Annotated in this window: 17 protein-coding genes; 6 read left to right on the plus strand and 11 right to left on the minus strand. The window is 60.3% G+C overall.

The window, feature by feature from the left end; translation table 11 throughout:
- Position 1 precedes the first annotated feature (1 nt).
- The 4 genes from purF to folC all read right to left on the minus strand — a co-directional run bounded on the left by purF (position 2) and on the right by folC (position 4,143).
- Complete coding sequence (gene purF / locus PHS32_RS10535; RefSeq protein WP_301078906.1) at positions 2–1,504, minus strand: amidophosphoribosyltransferase; 1,503 nt, start codon at positions 1,502–1,504, stop codon at positions 2–4.
- A complete protein-coding gene (locus PHS32_RS10540; protein WP_301078907.1) occupies positions 1,504–1,989 on the minus strand; it encodes a CvpA family protein in 486 nt (161 codons plus the stop codon). The genes purF and PHS32_RS10540 overlap by 1 nt, the downstream gene beginning before the upstream one ends.
- Before the next feature lie 113 nt (positions 1,990–2,102).
- The gene (locus PHS32_RS10545; protein WP_301078908.1) at positions 2,103–2,807 is read right to left on the minus strand and encodes an SPOR domain-containing protein; all 705 of its coding nucleotides are present in this window, start codon (positions 2,805–2,807) and stop codon (positions 2,103–2,105) included.
- Between the two features lie 19 nt (positions 2,808–2,826).
- Positions 2,827–4,143: a bifunctional tetrahydrofolate synthase/dihydrofolate synthase gene (gene folC / locus PHS32_RS10550; protein ID WP_301078909.1), complete on the minus strand. Its 1,317-nt coding sequence runs from the start codon at positions 4,141–4,143 to the stop codon at positions 2,827–2,829.
- 41 nt (positions 4,144–4,184) lie between these two features.
- On the opposite strand from folC, the gene PHS32_RS10555 reads away from it, so the two are divergent.
- The 3 genes from PHS32_RS10555 (at position 4,185) to PHS32_RS10565 (ending at position 6,362) form a co-directional block, all read left to right on the plus strand.
- Positions 4,185–4,547 (plus strand): ArsC family reductase, encoded by a 363-nt coding sequence (locus tag PHS32_RS10555; RefSeq protein WP_301078910.1) that lies wholly within the window; start codon positions 4,185–4,187, stop codon positions 4,545–4,547.
- 131 nt (positions 4,548–4,678) lie between these two features.
- Complete coding sequence (gene argG / locus PHS32_RS10560; RefSeq protein ID WP_301078911.1) at positions 4,679–6,016, plus strand: argininosuccinate synthase; 1,338 nt, start codon at positions 4,679–4,681, stop codon at positions 6,014–6,016.
- Positions 6,017–6,044: 28 nt separating this feature from the next.
- Complete coding sequence (locus tag PHS32_RS10565) at positions 6,045–6,362, plus strand: pyrimidine/purine nucleoside phosphorylase (RefSeq protein ID WP_301078912.1); 318 nt, start codon at positions 6,045–6,047, stop codon at positions 6,360–6,362.
- 1 nt (position 6,363) lies between these two features.
- On the opposite strand, the gene murB is transcribed toward PHS32_RS10565, so the two are convergent.
- A complete protein-coding gene (gene murB / locus PHS32_RS10570) occupies positions 6,364–7,395 on the minus strand; it encodes a UDP-N-acetylmuramate dehydrogenase (protein ID WP_301078913.1) in 1,032 nt (343 codons plus the stop codon).
- Between the two features lie 54 nt (positions 7,396–7,449).
- On the opposite strand from murB, the gene PHS32_RS10575 reads away from it, so the two are divergent.
- The gene (locus PHS32_RS10575; RefSeq protein ID WP_301078914.1) at positions 7,450–7,935 is read left to right on the plus strand and encodes a YajQ family cyclic di-GMP-binding protein; all 486 of its coding nucleotides are present in this window, start codon (positions 7,450–7,452) and stop codon (positions 7,933–7,935) included.
- Between the two features lie 12 nt (positions 7,936–7,947).
- Positions 7,948–8,886 carry a phosphodiesterase gene (locus PHS32_RS10580; protein ID WP_301078915.1) on the plus strand — a complete coding sequence of 313 codons (939 nt, stop codon included), beginning with the start codon at positions 7,948–7,950 and terminating at the stop codon, positions 8,884–8,886.
- A gap of 20 nt (positions 8,887–8,906) precedes the next feature.
- On the opposite strand, the gene PHS32_RS10585 is transcribed toward PHS32_RS10580, so the two are convergent.
- The 5 genes from PHS32_RS10585 to PHS32_RS10605 all read right to left on the minus strand — a co-directional run bounded on the left by PHS32_RS10585 (position 8,907) and on the right by PHS32_RS10605 (position 14,477).
- Positions 8,907–9,416 carry a GNAT family N-acetyltransferase gene (locus PHS32_RS10585; protein ID WP_301078916.1) on the minus strand — a complete coding sequence of 170 codons (510 nt, stop codon included), beginning with the start codon at positions 9,414–9,416 and terminating at the stop codon, positions 8,907–8,909.
- Complete coding sequence (gene glmM / locus PHS32_RS10590; RefSeq protein ID WP_301078917.1) at positions 9,413–10,771, minus strand: phosphoglucosamine mutase; 1,359 nt, start codon at positions 10,769–10,771, stop codon at positions 9,413–9,415. The genes PHS32_RS10585 and glmM overlap by 4 nt, the downstream gene beginning before the upstream one ends.
- 40 nt (positions 10,772–10,811) lie before the next feature.
- Positions 10,812–11,684, minus strand: coding sequence for a dihydropteroate synthase (gene folP, locus PHS32_RS10595; protein WP_301078918.1), 873 nt, complete (start codon positions 11,682–11,684; stop codon positions 10,812–10,814).
- A 73-nt stretch (positions 11,685–11,757) separates the two neighbouring features.
- The gene (ftsH, locus tag PHS32_RS10600; protein WP_301078919.1) at positions 11,758–13,677 is read right to left on the minus strand and encodes an ATP-dependent zinc metalloprotease FtsH; all 1,920 of its coding nucleotides are present in this window, start codon (positions 13,675–13,677) and stop codon (positions 11,758–11,760) included.
- 125 nt (positions 13,678–13,802) lie between these two features.
- The gene (locus PHS32_RS10605; protein WP_301078920.1) at positions 13,803–14,477 is read right to left on the minus strand and encodes an RlmE family RNA methyltransferase; all 675 of its coding nucleotides are present in this window, start codon (positions 14,475–14,477) and stop codon (positions 13,803–13,805) included.
- Positions 14,478–14,505: 28 nt separating this feature from the next.
- On the opposite strand from PHS32_RS10605, the gene PHS32_RS10610 reads away from it, so the two are divergent.
- On the plus strand, positions 14,506–14,979 hold the full coding sequence (locus PHS32_RS10610; RefSeq protein WP_301078921.1) for a YhbY family RNA-binding protein: 474 nt from the start codon (positions 14,506–14,508) through the stop codon (positions 14,977–14,979).
- 45 nt (positions 14,980–15,024) lie between these two features.
- Here the strand turns inward: PHS32_RS10610 and PHS32_RS10615 are convergent, their stop codons facing one another.
- Positions 15,025–15,438, minus strand: a complete 414-nt coding sequence (locus tag PHS32_RS10615) for a DUF4149 domain-containing protein (protein WP_301078960.1) — start codon at positions 15,436–15,438, stop codon at positions 15,025–15,027.
- Positions 15,439–15,513 lie beyond the last annotated feature (75 nt).

A 15,513-nucleotide genomic window follows, 5' to 3' on the forward strand; every position in this document is an offset into this window, starting at 1 on the left:
GTCATTCCTCGTGATTGGGCAGGGCCAGACGCGAGTTGTCTTCGCCGCCTTCCTCCGCCACGACCCGATTGGAGTTGAGCCGGGTAATGTCCGCCGCCGTGATGTCGCCGGTGACATAAACACCGTCGAAGCAGGAGGCATCAAAGCCCTTGATGCCGGGGTTCAGCGAACCGATCGCTTTCTTCATGCCGTCCACGTCCTGGTAAATCAGCGCGTCGCAGCCAATCAACTGGCGGATCTGCTCGACCGTGCGGTTGTGCGCCACCAATTCATCGGAAGTGGGCATGTCGATGCCATACACATTGGGATAGCGCACCGGCGGCGCGGCACTGGCCATGTAGACCTTGCGGGCACCGGCGTCGCGCGCCATCTGCACGATTTCACGGCTGGTGGTGCCGCGCACGATCGAGTCATCGACCAGCAACACGTTGCGGCCCTTGAATTCGCTCGGAATGACGTTGAGCTTCTGGCGCACCGATTTCTTGCGCACCGATTGGCCCGGCATGATGAAGGTGCGCCCGACATAACGGTTCTTCACAAACCCCTCGCGATAGGGCAAGCCCAGTAACTGCGCCAGTTGCGCGGCACTCGGTCGACTCGACTCGGGGATCGGAATGACGACGTCGATCTCATTGGGTGGCACGGTCGAGATCACGCGTTTGGCCAGGGTTTCGCCCAGGTTGAGGCGAGCCTGGTAGACCGAAATACCGTCCATCACGGAGTCCGGTCGGGCCAGATAAACGTATTCGAAAATGCAGGGATTGAGCACCGGATGGTCCGCACACTGCTGCGCATGAACGACGCCCTGCAGGTCGATGAAGACGGCCTCACCGGGGGCGATATCGCGCTCGAATTTGTGCGAGGTACCCTCCAGCGCCACCGATTCACTGGCCACCACCACAGTGCCGTCATCGCCACGCCCCAGGCACAGCGGGCGAATGCCGAACGGGTCGCGAAAAGCCAGCACGCCATGACCGGCGATCAGCGCAATCACCGCGTACGAGCCCTTGATGCGGCGGTGCACCTTGCGCACCGCTTCAAACACATCATGGGGTTGCAGCGGCAGCCCGCGGGTCGTCTTTTCAAGCTCATGCGCCAACACGTTGAGCAAGACCTCGGAGTCGCTCTCGGTATTGATGTGGCGGTGGTCGGCGCTGAAGAGTTCGGCCTTCAAGGCCTGCGCGTTGGTCAGGTTGCCGTTGTGCACCAACACGATGCCAAACGGCGCGTTGACGTAAAACGGTTGTGCTTCTTCATCGCTGTAGGCATTGCCGGCGGTCGGATAACGTACCTGGCCCAAGCCGCAATTACCGGGCAGCGAGCGCATGTTGCGGGTGCGAAAGACGTCGCGCACCATGCCCTTGGCCTTGTGCATGAAGAACTTGCGCTCCTGCTGCGTCACGATGCCGGCCGCGTCCTGGCCCCGGTGCTGCAACAGCAACAAGGCGTCATAGATCAGTTGATTCACCGGTGCGCTGCTGACAACGCCTACGATTCCACACATTATGGTAAGTACTTTCCAAATTCTGGCGGCACCAGCGGCTTCGATCCATGGAGCGCCGCCTGTGCAAAGCCGACACCCATGGATTCCTGCCACCAGAGGCCTTGCCGCAACGGTGTCATACCGATGACAAGGGTTACCGCCAATAACAAAAACACACCCCGGGTCAAACCGAATACCGCGCCCAATGCGCGGTCGGCCGGCTGCAGGCCAGCCGAGGCGAACAGTTTTTTCACCAGCTTCGCCAACAGCCCCCCAGCAAACACTGACAGCACGAAGATCAACGCAAAAGCTACTGCGTAGCGAACCGCCTCACTGGCGCCGTTCATGGGCAGCCGGGCCGCTGCCTCAGGTGCCAGCCACTGCGCCAGGACAAACGCGGCTACCCAACTCGCCAGCGACACCAGTTCGTACATCAAGCCGCGCCAGGCGCCCAGTGCCAACGAGGCCAGCAACACCACCACAATCATCCAGTCCAGCGTCGGCATCTTAAGTAGTTGAGGACAGAGCTTGCGAACTTCCAGTATCCCGGCATCGGTTGGGTGCAGAACTGGTCACTTCGTGCAGCCGGGCTCTGTCCCGCAAGGTTTCAGCATCGTTCCTACAAGGTCAAAGTGGTGGCGGGCAAACTCAGTTTCCTGATTTTTTCCGCCGCCTTGTCGGCCTCAGCCTTGCCGGCAAACGGACCTACCCGCACACGAATCCGGCGACCCTCCTTGCTCTCTACCACCTGGGTGTAGGTTTTCAGGCCGGCGTGCTCGACTTTCAGGCGAACTTCGCGCGCCCGCGCGACATCGGCAAAAGCCCCCACCTGAACGACAAACCGGCCTTCGCTGGCGCCAACTTTTTTGTCGACCTCTTGACCGTCCAGCAGTGCTTGGGCCTTGGCTCCGTCATCCGCCTTGGGCGGCACCGGCGGCGCTTTCTCGGCGACTTTCTCAAGCGCTTTCTGGACCGGTTTTTCAATCGCAGCCGGCTCCGGGTTGGCGCCTGCCTTGGGTGTTTCAGATGCCGCCGGGGCGGCGGGGACAGGCAATTTCTCTTCCGTCTTCAACGCTGCGGCTGGTTCCGGAATAGCTAGCGGCTTAACCTTGTTCCGATCCGGTATCTCGATCGGAATATCGACCGAAATGGGACGTGGCTGCTTGTCAAACAGGAGCGGGAAACCAATCACGCCGACCAGCACCAGCACGGCGGCACCGATCAAGCGATGCCTGGCCCGCTTGCGCATCACCTCGATACTCTCGGGCTGGACAGGCGTCGCCGATGGCTCGTCGCCACTCTTTCGGAACTTGAAAAATGCCATTTTGTAGGAGTTCAGAAGTTCAAATGTTTGACAGGCGTTGGGCGTGAAGGCGGGGCACTCCGTCCTTCAAAACGCCACCGACCGTGTGGAACGATCCAAACACCACGATTCTATCAGCGGGGCCTGCCGTAGCGATGGCTGCCCGCAGGGCTTGCCGGGGGTCGCAGTAGCTCGCGGCAGCGACATCAGGCTTGCTATTCAGCGCCTGCCAGCGCTCCAGCAAATGCGCCGAAGACGCGGCGCGGGGTATCGGCAAGTCCGTGAAATACCAGCGGTCGATCAAGGGATTTATCGTAGCCAGCATGGCTGCCAGGTCTTTGTCGGCCATGGCGCCAAAAACCGCGTGGGTGATCGGGAACAGGCCCATGGCCTCCAGATTGGCGGCCAGTGCCGCCACCGCATGCGGGTTGTGCGCCACATCCAGCACCAGTGTGGGATGGCCCGCAATGACCTGAAAGCGCCCCGCCAGTTGCACCGCGGCCAGGCCGTTGCGCACCGCCTGCGCGCTTACCGGCAAGCGTTCCCGCAAAGCGGCCAAGGCGGCCAGCACACCGGCCGCATTGACCAACTGGTTGGCACCCGGCAGCGCCGGGTAAGGCAGACCACTGTAGCCCCGCCCCCGCCCGCTCCAGCCCCATTGCTGCAGATCCGCAGACAGCTTGAAGTCGACACCGAAACGCCAGATGTCGGCATCGATCTCGGTGGCGTGGTCCAGCAGGCTCCGCGGCGGCATCGGATCACCGACCACCACCGGCCGGCCGGTGCGCATGATGCCGGCCTTCTCGAACCCAATGGACTCCCGGTCCGGGCCCAGGAACTCCATGTGATCCAGGTCTATGCAGGTGATCACGGAGCAGTCCGGGTCGATGATGTTGGTGGCATCGAGCCGGCCACCCAGGCCCACTTCGAGGATCACCACGTCCAACGCGCTGCGGACCATCAGGTCCAGCATGGCCAGCGTCGAGAACTCGAAGTAGGTCAGCGATATTTCTGGATCGGTTCGGCTTCTGGCCTCTTCCACGGTAGCGAAAGAGGTCACCAAATCAGCCGCATCGACGACCTCGCCGGAGAGCCGCAAGCGTTCTTCAAAATGCACCAGATGCGGCGACGTATAAACCCCCGTGCGATAGCCGGCCTGGCGCAAAATCGACTCCAGCATGGCACAGGTCGAACCTTTGCCATTGGTCCCCGCCACGGTGATGACGGGGCAGCCGAACTGCAGCCCCATCCGGTCCGCCACCTCCTTGACGCGCGCCAGTCCCATATCGATATTTTTGGGGTGCAGCCGTTCGCAGTGAGCCAGCCAGTCATCAAGCGTTTGGGGTTGAATTTTCATACGGACCCCCATTGTCGCCGAGTACGGCATGATCATGGCCCATGAAAACCCAACTCATCACCCTCTACGGCATCCCCAACTGCGACACCGTCAAAAAGGCCCGCGCCTGGCTCGGTGCGCAAGGGCTGGACTACCAGTTTCACGATTTCAAGAAGCAGGGCGTGCCCGCACCCGCACTCGACGCCTGGATCAAGGCCCTGGGCTGGGAGCCGCTGGTCAACCGCCGCGGCACCAGTTGGCGCCGGCTTGACGACGCCACCCGGGCCGGCGTAACGGACGCCGCCAGCGCCCGAGCCCTGATGCTGGCGCAAGCCAGCGTGATCAAGCGCCCCGTGGTGGAATGGACGAACGGCGAAGTGTCGGTCGGTTTTGATGCGCAGGCATGGCGGTCGCGCGTCAGCTAGGGCCTGTTCACACTATTTCTAAGAGCAAAAATGGGGTGAACAGGCCCTGAAGCGATCGCGATGCGGCCGGTAAGCACGGATGTGGGTCGCCTAAAATCACGGCTTACTTAAAAAACTGTGCAGAACACACCATGGCCACCATTCTCCAAAACCTCCCCGTCGGCCAGAAGGTCGGCATCGCTTTCTCCGGCGGCCTGGACACCAGCGCCGCGCTGCACTGGATGAAGCTCAAGGGCGCCGTCCCCTACGCCTATACCGCCAACCTGGGCCAGCCGGACGAGACGGACTACGACGAAATCCCGCGCAAGGCGATGCAATACGGCGCGCAAGCGGCGCGCCTGATCGACTGCCGCAGCCAATTGGCGGCCGAGGGCATTGCGGCCCTGCAGAGTGGCGCTTTCCATATCTCCACCGCCGGCGTGACTTATTTCAACACCACGCCGTTGGGGCGCGCTGTCACCGGCACCATGCTGGTGGCCGCCATGAAAGAGGATGACGTCAATATCTGGGGCGACGGCAGTACCTTCAAAGGCAATGACATCGAGCGTTTTTACCGCTACGGCCTGCTCACGAATCCGTCGTTGAAGATTTACAAACCCTGGCTGGACCAGTTGTTCATCGACGAGCTGGGCGGCCGCGCCGAGATGTCGGCCTTCATGACGCAGCACGGCTTCGGCTACAAGATGTCGGCCGAAAAAGCCTACTCGACCGACTCCAACATGCTGGGCGCCACGCACGAGGCGAAAGACCTGGAGCAGCTCTCAAGCGGAATGAAGATCGTCAACCCTATCATGGGCGTGGCGTTCTGGAAGGACGAAGTCTCCATTGCGCGCGAGGAAATCACCGTGCGCTTTGAAGAAGGCCGCCCGGTGGCCCTCAATGGCGTCGAATACGCCGACCTGGTGACGCTGATCCTGGAAGCCAACCGGATCGGCGGACGCCACGGTTTGGGCATGAGCGACCAGATCGAGAACCGCATCATCGAGGCCAAGAGCCGCGGCATCTATGAAGCGCCCGGCCTGGCCCTGCTGTACATCGCCTACGAACGGCTGGTGACCGGCATCCACAACGAGGACACGATAGAACAGTACCGCGACAACGGCCGCAAGCTGGGCCGTCTGCTGTACCAGGGCCGCTGGTTCGACCCGCAGGCCATCATGCTGCGCGAGACCGCGCAACGCTGGGTGGCGCGAGCCATCAGCGGCGAAGTCGCGCTGGAACTGCGCCGTGGCAACGACTACTCGATCCTCAACACCGAGAGTCCCAACCTGACTTATGCGCCCGAGCGCCTGAGTATGGAAAAAGTGGAAGACGCCCCGTTCTCGCCGGCCGACCGTATCGGCCAGTTAACCATGCGCAACCTCGACATTGTGGACACCCGCGCCAAGCTGGGCATTTACGCCCAGGCCGGCCTGCTGTCACTGGGCAAAGGGGGGGATTTCCTGAGTCTGAGCAACGACGAAAAGTAACCCCGGCAACAACCTTCAGGGACGCACCATGAGCACTTCCAGCATCGCCAATATCACCATCACGACCCAAGCCAACGTCTACTTCGATGGCAAGTGCGTCAGTCACGGTATCACCTTCCCGGACGGCAGCAAAAAATCCGTTGGCGTGGTGTTGCCCGCGACACTGAAGTTCAACACCGGCGCACCCGAAATCATGGAATGCGTGGCCGGCAGTTGCGAATACAAGCTGGCCGGCAGCGGGAACTGGGTGAAGTCGGCGGCCGGTGACAAATTCAGCGTGCCGGGCAACTCATCGTTCGAGCTCCGGGTCGCCGAGGTCTATCACTACATCTGCCATTTCGGCTGATTCAGACCACTACCGGTTCCGGTTCCAGCAGGATGCCGAAACGCTCGTAAACGCTGGTCTGAATCGCCTTTGCCAGCGTCATCACCTCACCGCCGGTGGCACCACCGCGGTTGATCAGTACCAGCGCCTGTTTTTCGTAGACACCGGCGTTGCCAACCGATTTGCCCTTCCAGCCACAGGCGTCGATCAACCAGCCGGCTGCCAGCTTGACTGAGCCATCGGCCAGGTGGTAATAAACGATCTTTGGATCGCGCGCGATGATATCGGCGCATTGCTCGGGCGTGACGGTGGGATTTTTGAAAAAACTCCCGGCATTGCCGATCTGATCGGGGTCCGGCAACTTGGCACGGCGAATGTCGCAAATCCACTGGTAAATTTGCGGCGCGGTGGGTTGAACGACGTTCGCCTCCGCCATTTTTCTCGCCAGATCGGCGTAGCCCAGCACCGCCTTCCAGGGTTTCGGCAACGAGAAGCGAACCTGGGTAATGAGCGCCCTGCCCGCCAGACCCATCTTGCTTGAGGCATGCTTGAACACCGAATCGCGGTAACCGAAAGCGCATTGGGCGGCATTGAGAGTGAACAGCTTGCCGGTTTGCAAGTCCACGGCATCAAGCGAATCAAAACGGTCTTGCAGTTCGACACCGTAGGCGCCCACGTTTTGCACCGGGGCGGCACCCACCGTGCCGGGAATGAGCGCCATGTTTTCCAGTCCGTAATAACCCTGCTGCAGCATCCAGCTCACGAAGTCATGCCAGTTCTCCCCGGCACCGGCTTCCACGATAAAAGCCTGGGCGGTTTCCTGCAACAACCGGCGGCCCTTGATTTCGACTTTCAAAACCATTGCCTTGAGATCTCCGGTCAGCACAATATTGCTGCCACCGCCCAGGACAAATTTGGGTACTTCAGCCCATTGCGGGTTGGCGACAAGGGCTTGCACATCGGCCGCACAGGCAATACGCGCCAAGGACTGCGCCTTGGCCACAATGTGAAAGCTGTTGCATGCTTGAAGAGGGACGTTTTTCTCGATTAACATTGTTGCAATTCTCTCATTTACCCTCATACTGGTACTTCAAGCCGGAGTTTAGCCATGCCCTCTTTCGATACTGTTTGCGAAGCCAAGTTGGTGGAAGTCAAGAACGCAGTGGAAAATACTGCCAAGGAGATAGGTACCCGTTTTGATTTCAAAGGCACACCGGCTGCGATTGAAATCAAGGAACGGGAAATCACCTTGATCGGCAACGCCGATTTCCAACTCAATCAGATCGAGGACATTCTGCGCAACAAGCTGACCAAGCGCGGCGTCGATGTGCGCTTTCTGGACCTGGGTGAAGTGCAAAAAATGGGTGGCGACAAGGTCAAGCTGGTGATCAAGGTGCGCAACGGGATTGAGACTGAAGTGTCGAAGAAGATCCAGCGCCTCCTGAAGGACAGCAAACTCAAGGTTCAGTCCAGCATTCAGGAAAACAAACTGCGCGTGACCGGGGCCAAGCGCGATGACCTGCAAGCGGCCATGGCCTTGATCAGGAAAGACATCACCGACATGCCCTTGAGTTTCGACAATTTTCGCGACTAACGAGATCTCCGTGTGACAGTGCAGACCGAAAACGAATATGAGGATTTGCTCAGCCTTTGGTCCGACCTGGAGTCGGGCCTGGGCATGATTCTGGGCAGTCCGGACAGTACCCAGGAATTCGAACAACGGGTCTGGCAGTACGACCGCTGGATGCAGGACCTGCTCAGACGCGACCCGGATCTGGGTTTGTACCTGCTTTTCCAGTTGGCAACCAACTCGCCGGTAGGCTACAGCGCATCACACGCGCTGATCAGCGCCGTCCTGTGTCATCTGATCGCGAAGGAACTGGGGCTGCCCAAGACCGAGCGAGATAGCTTGGTGCATGCGGCCTTGACCATGAATATGGCGATGACCGGGCTGCAGGACCAGTTGGCCGAACAGATGGAAAAACCCAGCGGCCTGCAACTCGCCGCGATCAGTGCGCACGCCGCCAAAACCTCCCTGATGCTGGCCAACCTGGGGGTCATGGATGAGCTGTGGCTGGATACCGTCAACCTGCATCATGACGAAAGCACCGACAAAGGCGAGTTGCGCGTCATTCCGACTGTGCAACGGCTGGCGCGCATTTTGCGCATGGTGGACCGCTACGCCGCCATGATCAGTCCGCGCAAAACACGGGAAGGCCGCAGCGCGACTGATTCGATGCGCTCCATCATCACCAACTCGGGACCGCGCCATGATGAAGTGGGCCATGCCCTGGTACGTGCTGTCGGGTTATGCCCGCCAGGCACCTATGTACGGCTCGACAGCAGCGAAGTGGCGGTGGTGGTACGCCGCAGCAACCAGCCCAACCTGCCGCACGTGGCCATCGTGCTCAACGAAGGTGGCATGGTACTGAACCCGCCCCGCCTGCACCGGACCGCCATCAGCAGTCCCAGAATCAAAGCCGCCTTGGCAACCTCCGCGATACGCCAGCGCTTCAATCATCACCTGATCCTGGGGCTCGCCTGAGCTTCAGCGCTGGGGTTTCGCTAGCGCAACCACTTCTGCAAAAACTGGGCCTGTCCCATGGCGGGATCAAGTTGATAGTTGGAAAATCCGACCCGGTTGTAGAGTTTGATGGCACCGGCATTGCCCGCCAGCACCTCCAGCGTCAGTTTGCAGGCACCTCGCTCAAGCGCCATTTGTTCCACCAGCTTCAGCATCTTCTCGGCGATGCGCAGCCCTCTGTAGTCTGGCAGGACGGCGACGTCGTGCACATTCACCAGAGGCCGGCAGGCAAAGGTGGAGAAGCCTTCAATGCAGTTCACCAGGCCAACCGGTGTGCTGTCGTCGGCGCCGCTGAAGGCCAGCACACTAAACACCTGCGGCCGCGCCGCCAGCGCGTCGACCAGATTGGCCCGTGCAAAATCGCTCAGGCCCTCCGCGCCACCCATCGGATCTCTGGCATAGGCGTCCAGCATGGCTACCAGTGCCCTGGCATGACTCGGGTGGCCGTAGTCGGCGCGGCATACGCGCACTTCGTCGGACGGCCTGCTCATGCCGTCAAAGTGCTGGCAATGCGCTGCGCACAACTTTGCGCCTGATTCGCATCGCGGGCTTCCACCATCACCCGGACCAGCGGTTCGGTGCCACTGGCGCGAATCAGTACCCGCCCGTTTGCGCCCAGTTCAGCTTCCACCGCCTGGGTTGCGGCCAGCAAGCGCGGGTTGGCCTGCCAATCCTGCGCCGGTTGCAGACGTACATTGATCAGCACTTGCGGAAACAGTGTCACATCAGCCAGTAGCTGGGCCAATGTCTGGCCACTGCGCAGACAGGCTTGCAACACCTGCAGGGCGGAAATCAACCCGTCACCGGTGGTGTGCTTGTCCAGCGCCAACAAGTGCCCGGACCCTTCGCCACCCAGCAGCCAGCCGCGCTTTTCCAACTCTTCGAGTACATAGCGGTCGCCCACCTTGGCCCGCACCAGCTGAACGCCTTTTGCCTTCAGGGCAAGCTCCACCGCCATGTTGGTCATCAAGGTCCCTACGACGCCGGCCACCGCTTCGCTGGCGCGTTTGTTACCGCCATTGCCGCCGCGCAATTGGCGCTCTTTCACCATCAGATAAAGGATCTCGTCGCCATTGAACAAACGACCCTCGGCGTCCACCAGTTGGAGTCGATCGGCGTCACCGTCGAGCGCAATGCCATAGTGCGCGCCACTGGCTTGGACGGCCTTGACCAAGGCTTGGGGATGGGTTGCACCGACCTCGTGATTGATGTTCAAACCGTCGGGGGCGCAGCCAATGGAAGTGACCTCCGCACCGAGTTCGTGAAACACCATGGGAGCGACATGGTAAGCCGCGCCATGCGCCGCATCGACCACGATCTTCACACCTTTAAGGGTCAGGTCGTTGGCAAAAGTGCTCTTGCAAAATTCAATGTAGCGACCGGCTGCATCACTCAGGCGACGGGTCTTGCCCAGGCTGGCCGAATCAGCCCACACTGGTGCCTCGTCCAATGCCGTCTCAACGTCCAATTCCCAAGCATCGGACAACTTGCTGCCCGACGCACTGAAAAACTTGATACCGTTGTCAGCGAAAGGATTGTGGCTGGCGCTGATGACGACACCCAGCGATGCGCGCTGCGCCCGCGTCAGATAAGCGACACCCGGAGTGGGCAAAGGGCCTAGCAGCACCACATCGACACCAGCCGAGTTGAAACCGCTCTCCAGCGCACTCTCCAGCATATAACCCGAAATGCGCGTGTCCTTGCCGATCAATACGGTCGGTCGGGCTTCGGATTTTTTCAGTACGTGCCCCACCGCGTGGGCCAGCCGCAGCACGAAATCAGGGGTGATGGGAGCTTGCCCGACAGTGCCACGAATGCCGTCTGTGCCGAAATATTTTCTCTTCATTGTGTATCCCTGACCATCGATTCATGTAATTTGACGCTAGCTATTTTATAGCACTCAAAACCTTCAATGCCTGCACTGTTTCACGCACATCGTGCACCCGAACGATGGAAGCACCGCGCTCCACAGCCAGCAAGGCGGCCGCCACGCTGGGAACCATGCGCTCATGCCCCAACGAGCTCGTGACCGCGCTGCTGGCGCAGCCGGCGACCGCCGCCAGCGATGATTTTCGCGACCAGCCGACCAGCAAGGGATAGCCGTCGCCTAGCAACTCGCCCTGGCGCGCCAGCAAAGCAAAATTCTGCGCCACGGTCTTGCCAAATCCGATGCCGGGATCAATCGCGATCCGGTTCTTTTGCACGCCCGAAGCTTGCAGATCCTGCGCCACCTCTTGCAAAAACAATCGCACCTGGCCGACTGCGTCGCCGGCCATCGGTTCGAGCTGCATGGTCAAGGGTTGGCGGTGCATGTGCATCAAGCAAACACCGCAGCTTGGATGGCGTGACACAACCTGCTTCCCGTCGATTTGGGAGGGGTCAGCGTCGGGCTCGCGCCAGCGCAAGGCCCAGATGTCGTTAATGATGTCGGCACCAAGGTCCAGCACCGCCTGCATGACTGCCGGCTTACAGGTATCCACCGATACCGGCACCCCGAACTTGACGGCTTCACGGACCACCGGCAGGACGCGGGCCAGTTCTTCCTCCAAGGCAATGGAGTGGGCGCCGGGACGGGACGACTCACCACCGATGTCAAGCATATCGGCACCGTCCTTGAGAAGGATTTCACAATGGCCAAGAGCGGCTGCCGTGGAGGCATGCTGCCCACCATCCGAAAACGAATCGGGCGTCACATTGACGATGCCCATCACTTTGGGGCTCGTCAAATCAACAAGAAATCGGGTGGTGTTCCATTTCATGGCGACGTCGGCGCTTTGGGTCAAACAAAAACGGGGCAACTGTGCCCCGTTAATATCGGTCTGAATACCGCTTCTAGGCGGCGGTGGGGGCAGCGTCAGTCTTGACTGCCGGTGCGCCACCGCTGCCAGTGTCTCCGCCCGCAGACGGCACGCGCGGCGTCCAGTCCTTCGGTGGACGCGGTTCCTTGCCGGCCATGATGTCGTCAAGCTGATCGCTGTCTATGGTCTCCCACTCCAGCAAGGCCTTGGCCATGGCATGCATCTTGTCCCGATTGTCCTCAATCAGCTTGCGCGCCAGGCTGTATTGCTGGTCAATGATGCGGCGCACCTCACCATCCACCTTCTGCATGGTCTGCTCGCTCATGTTGGTGGTCTTGGTGACGGAACGACCGAGAAAGACCTCGCCCTCGTTTTCGGCATAGACCATGGGGCCCAGGGCATCGGTCATGCCGTAACGGGTCACCATGTCGCGCGCAATGTGGGTGGCGCGCTCGAAGTCGTTGCTGGCGCCGGTGGTCATCTGGTTCATGAACACCTCTTCCGCGATACGGCCACCGAACAACATGCTGATCTGATTCAGCATGTATTCGCTGTCGTAGCTGTAGCGGTCCTGTGCCGGCAAGCTCATGGTGACACCCAAGGCGCGGCCACGCGGGATGATGGTTACTTTATGCACCGGGTCGCATTTGGGCAACATCTTGCCGATCAGGGCGTGCCCGGACTCGTGATAAGCGGTGTTCCGGCGTTCGCTTTCCGGCATCACCATGCTCTTGCGCTCCGGGCCCATCAGGATCTTGTCCTTGGCCTTTTCAAAATCCTGCATCTCGACGGTGCGGGCGTTGCGCCGCGCCGCCATCAGTGCGGCTTCGTTGCACAGATTGGCAAGGTCGGCACCCGACATGCCCGGGGTGCCGCGCGCGATAACGCCCGCGTTGACATCCTGACCCAGAGGCACTTTGCGCATGTGGACATTGAGAATCTGCTCGCGTCCGCGAATGTCGGGCAGCGTCACGTAGACCTGACGGTCAAAGCGGCCGGGGCGCAGCAGCGCCGCGTCAAGAATGTCGGGCCGGTTGGTGGCAGCAACCACGATCACGCCGGCATTAGTCTCGAAGCCATCCATCTCGACCAGCATCTGGTTCAGGGTCTGCTCGCGCTCATCGTTGCCACCGCCCAGTCCGGCACCACGCTGGCGTCCCACCGCATCAATTTCATCGATGAAGATGATGCAGGGGGCATTTTTCTTGGCGTTGTCAAACATGTCGCGCACCCGGGAAGCGCCCACGCCGACAAACATTTCGACAAAATCGGAGCCTGAAATGGAGAAGAACGGCACCTTGGCCTCGCCGGCGATACCTTTGGCCAGCAGCGTCTTGCCGGTGCCAGGCGGGCCCACCAGCAGCAGCCCACGGGGGATCCGGCCTCCCAATTTCTGGAATTTGGCCGGGTCCTTCAGGAAATCAACCACCTCTTTGACTTCTTCCTTGGCCTCGTCGCAACCGGCGACGTCGGCAAAGGTAACCTGGTTCGTGTTTTCATCCAGCAAACGGGCTTTGCTCTTGCCAAAACTGAAGGCACCGCCCTTGCCACCACCCTGCATCTGGCGCATGAAATAAACCCAGACACCAATCAAGAGCAGCATGGGTCCCCAACTGACCAGCAGCGTCATCAGCAAGGAACCTTCTTCGCGCGCCTTGACGTCGAATTTGACCCCGTTGGCAATCAGGTCTCCCACCAAGCCGCGATCCAGGTAGGTGGCGGTGGTTCTGACCTTGCGGTCGTCGTTGGTGACCGCAATAATCTCGGTCCCCCCCTGACCTTCCTGGATAACGGCGCTCTTGATGCGCTTGCCGCGCACCTCCTCCAGGAAATCGGAATAACCGAGATTCCCGGCGCCTGCCGGCCCCCTGGTTTCGAACTGTTTGAAGACAGTGAATAGCACAAGCGCAATGACCAGCCAGACGGCTATTTTCGAGAACCACTGATTATTCAAGCGAGGCTCCAATAGGGACGCAAATAAGAAGACGAAGCACAGTTGGGCTCTATTTTAGGCGTTTCAAGGCCAACGGCACGCGGTGCCGGATTTTCAACTTCCCGGCCCTGGAAAACGCAGGGAATTCAGGTCCGCTGCAAGCCCGATCCGAGCAGAAACGTTTCCGACGATTTGTCACGGGAGGCCTTGGGTTTGATTACCTTGACGACCCGAAACGTTTCCTTGAATCGTTTGACCAACTGGTCGTAACCGCCGCCATGGAAAACTTTTGCAACCAGCGCGCCCTCTGGTTTCAGGTGGTTCTGGGCGAATTCAAGTGCCAACTCGACCAGCGTTTCGATGCGCGCGGAGTCGGCCGATGCGATGCCGGACAAATTGGGCGCCATGTCCGACACCACCACGTCAGCCTGCCGGCCCTTCATTTCATCCGTCAGGCGCTGCAAAACTTCCGGCTCGCGAAAATCCCCCAGTAAAAACAGGACGCCTTCCACCGGTTCCATGGGCAAGATGTCCAGCGCGATGATGCCGCCATTGAGTTCCCCCGCCGCGGCGCCGCCGCCGATCGCGGTTTTGGGTGACATTTTTCGCCGCAGGTACTGGCTCCAAGCGCCCGGGGTCGAACCCAGGTCAACCACCAGCTGACCCGGCTTGATCAGATGATGAGTTTCGTCAATTTCCTTGAGTTTATAAGCCGCACGGGCGCGATAGCCTTCCAGCTTCGCCAGCTTGACGTAGGGGTCATTGACGTGATCGTTGATCCACGCCCGGTTGACCTTGCTGCTTTTGGTTTTGACTTTCATTTTTGCCTTCGTGACCGATAATACCGGCATGTCCCAAATTCAATTGACTCCTGCGCAACGCAAAGAATACCGCGCGCAAGCGCATCACCTCGACCCCGTCGTGATGGTGGGCGGCGACGGGCTCAGCGCCGCGGTCAAAAAGGAAGCCGACGCCGCCTTGAACGCCCATGGACTGATCAAGGTGCGTGTGTTTTCGGACGACCGCGCAGCGCGGGAAGCCATGTTTCAGACGCTGGCCGACGAACTGGGTGCGGCACCAATTCAGCACATTGGCAAACTGCTGGTGCTCTGGCGGCCCATGCCAGAACGGGAAAAGACAGCCGACGAAGACCGCCTGCCCGGTCCGCGCGACTTCAAGGTACTCAAGTACAGCAAACGGGGCGGTCAGCGCCCCGAAGTCAAAACCTTGCGCGTTCTGGGCAATCAACGCCTGACGGCGGGCGGTCAGGTCAAGCGTTCCAAGCCCAAGCAAATCAGCATCAAAAAGCGAAGCCAGACCTGACCTAGGCAGCACGGCGGGCCGCGAGCCGGCGCCGCCCTCAAAGCGTCAGTTTTCCGGCTTCGTGGACGTCAGCTTCCAGAACACCAGCGCAGCGCACAACCACTGGAGCACAAACATCGCGCTGCCAACGCTGTGCCACAAACGCAAGTTCTCACGGGCCACAATGCGCGGCGCCACGGCAAACTCGGACAACAGCGCCAGCAGCATCCCGGCCACGATGAAGATCAGCACCTGCTGGGCAACGGGTACGCCTTTTGCCGATGGATTCGAGCGCAACAATAAAAACAAGCCGCAGCTGCATGACAGCCAGGTTTGCGCCGAAAACAGCTTGGCCGCCATGCCGCCAGCGAGTGCCGGCGTCGGCAAATGCGCAAACAGCAAGGGCACGACCAAAAAACCGATCGTGCTCAGGCTGGCCCACCACAGCGCCGCCACCCAAACCGGCAAGCGCGACATCAGATCCGACACTGGACTGCCCCAAGACCGATCATCCTCTTGAGAGAAGGATACAAAGCGCCGAACGTGGGGGTCAAG

This window comes from Rhodoferax sp., from assembly GCF_028714215.1.
GTDB lineage: Bacteria > Pseudomonadota > Gammaproteobacteria > Burkholderiales > Burkholderiaceae_C > Rhodoferax.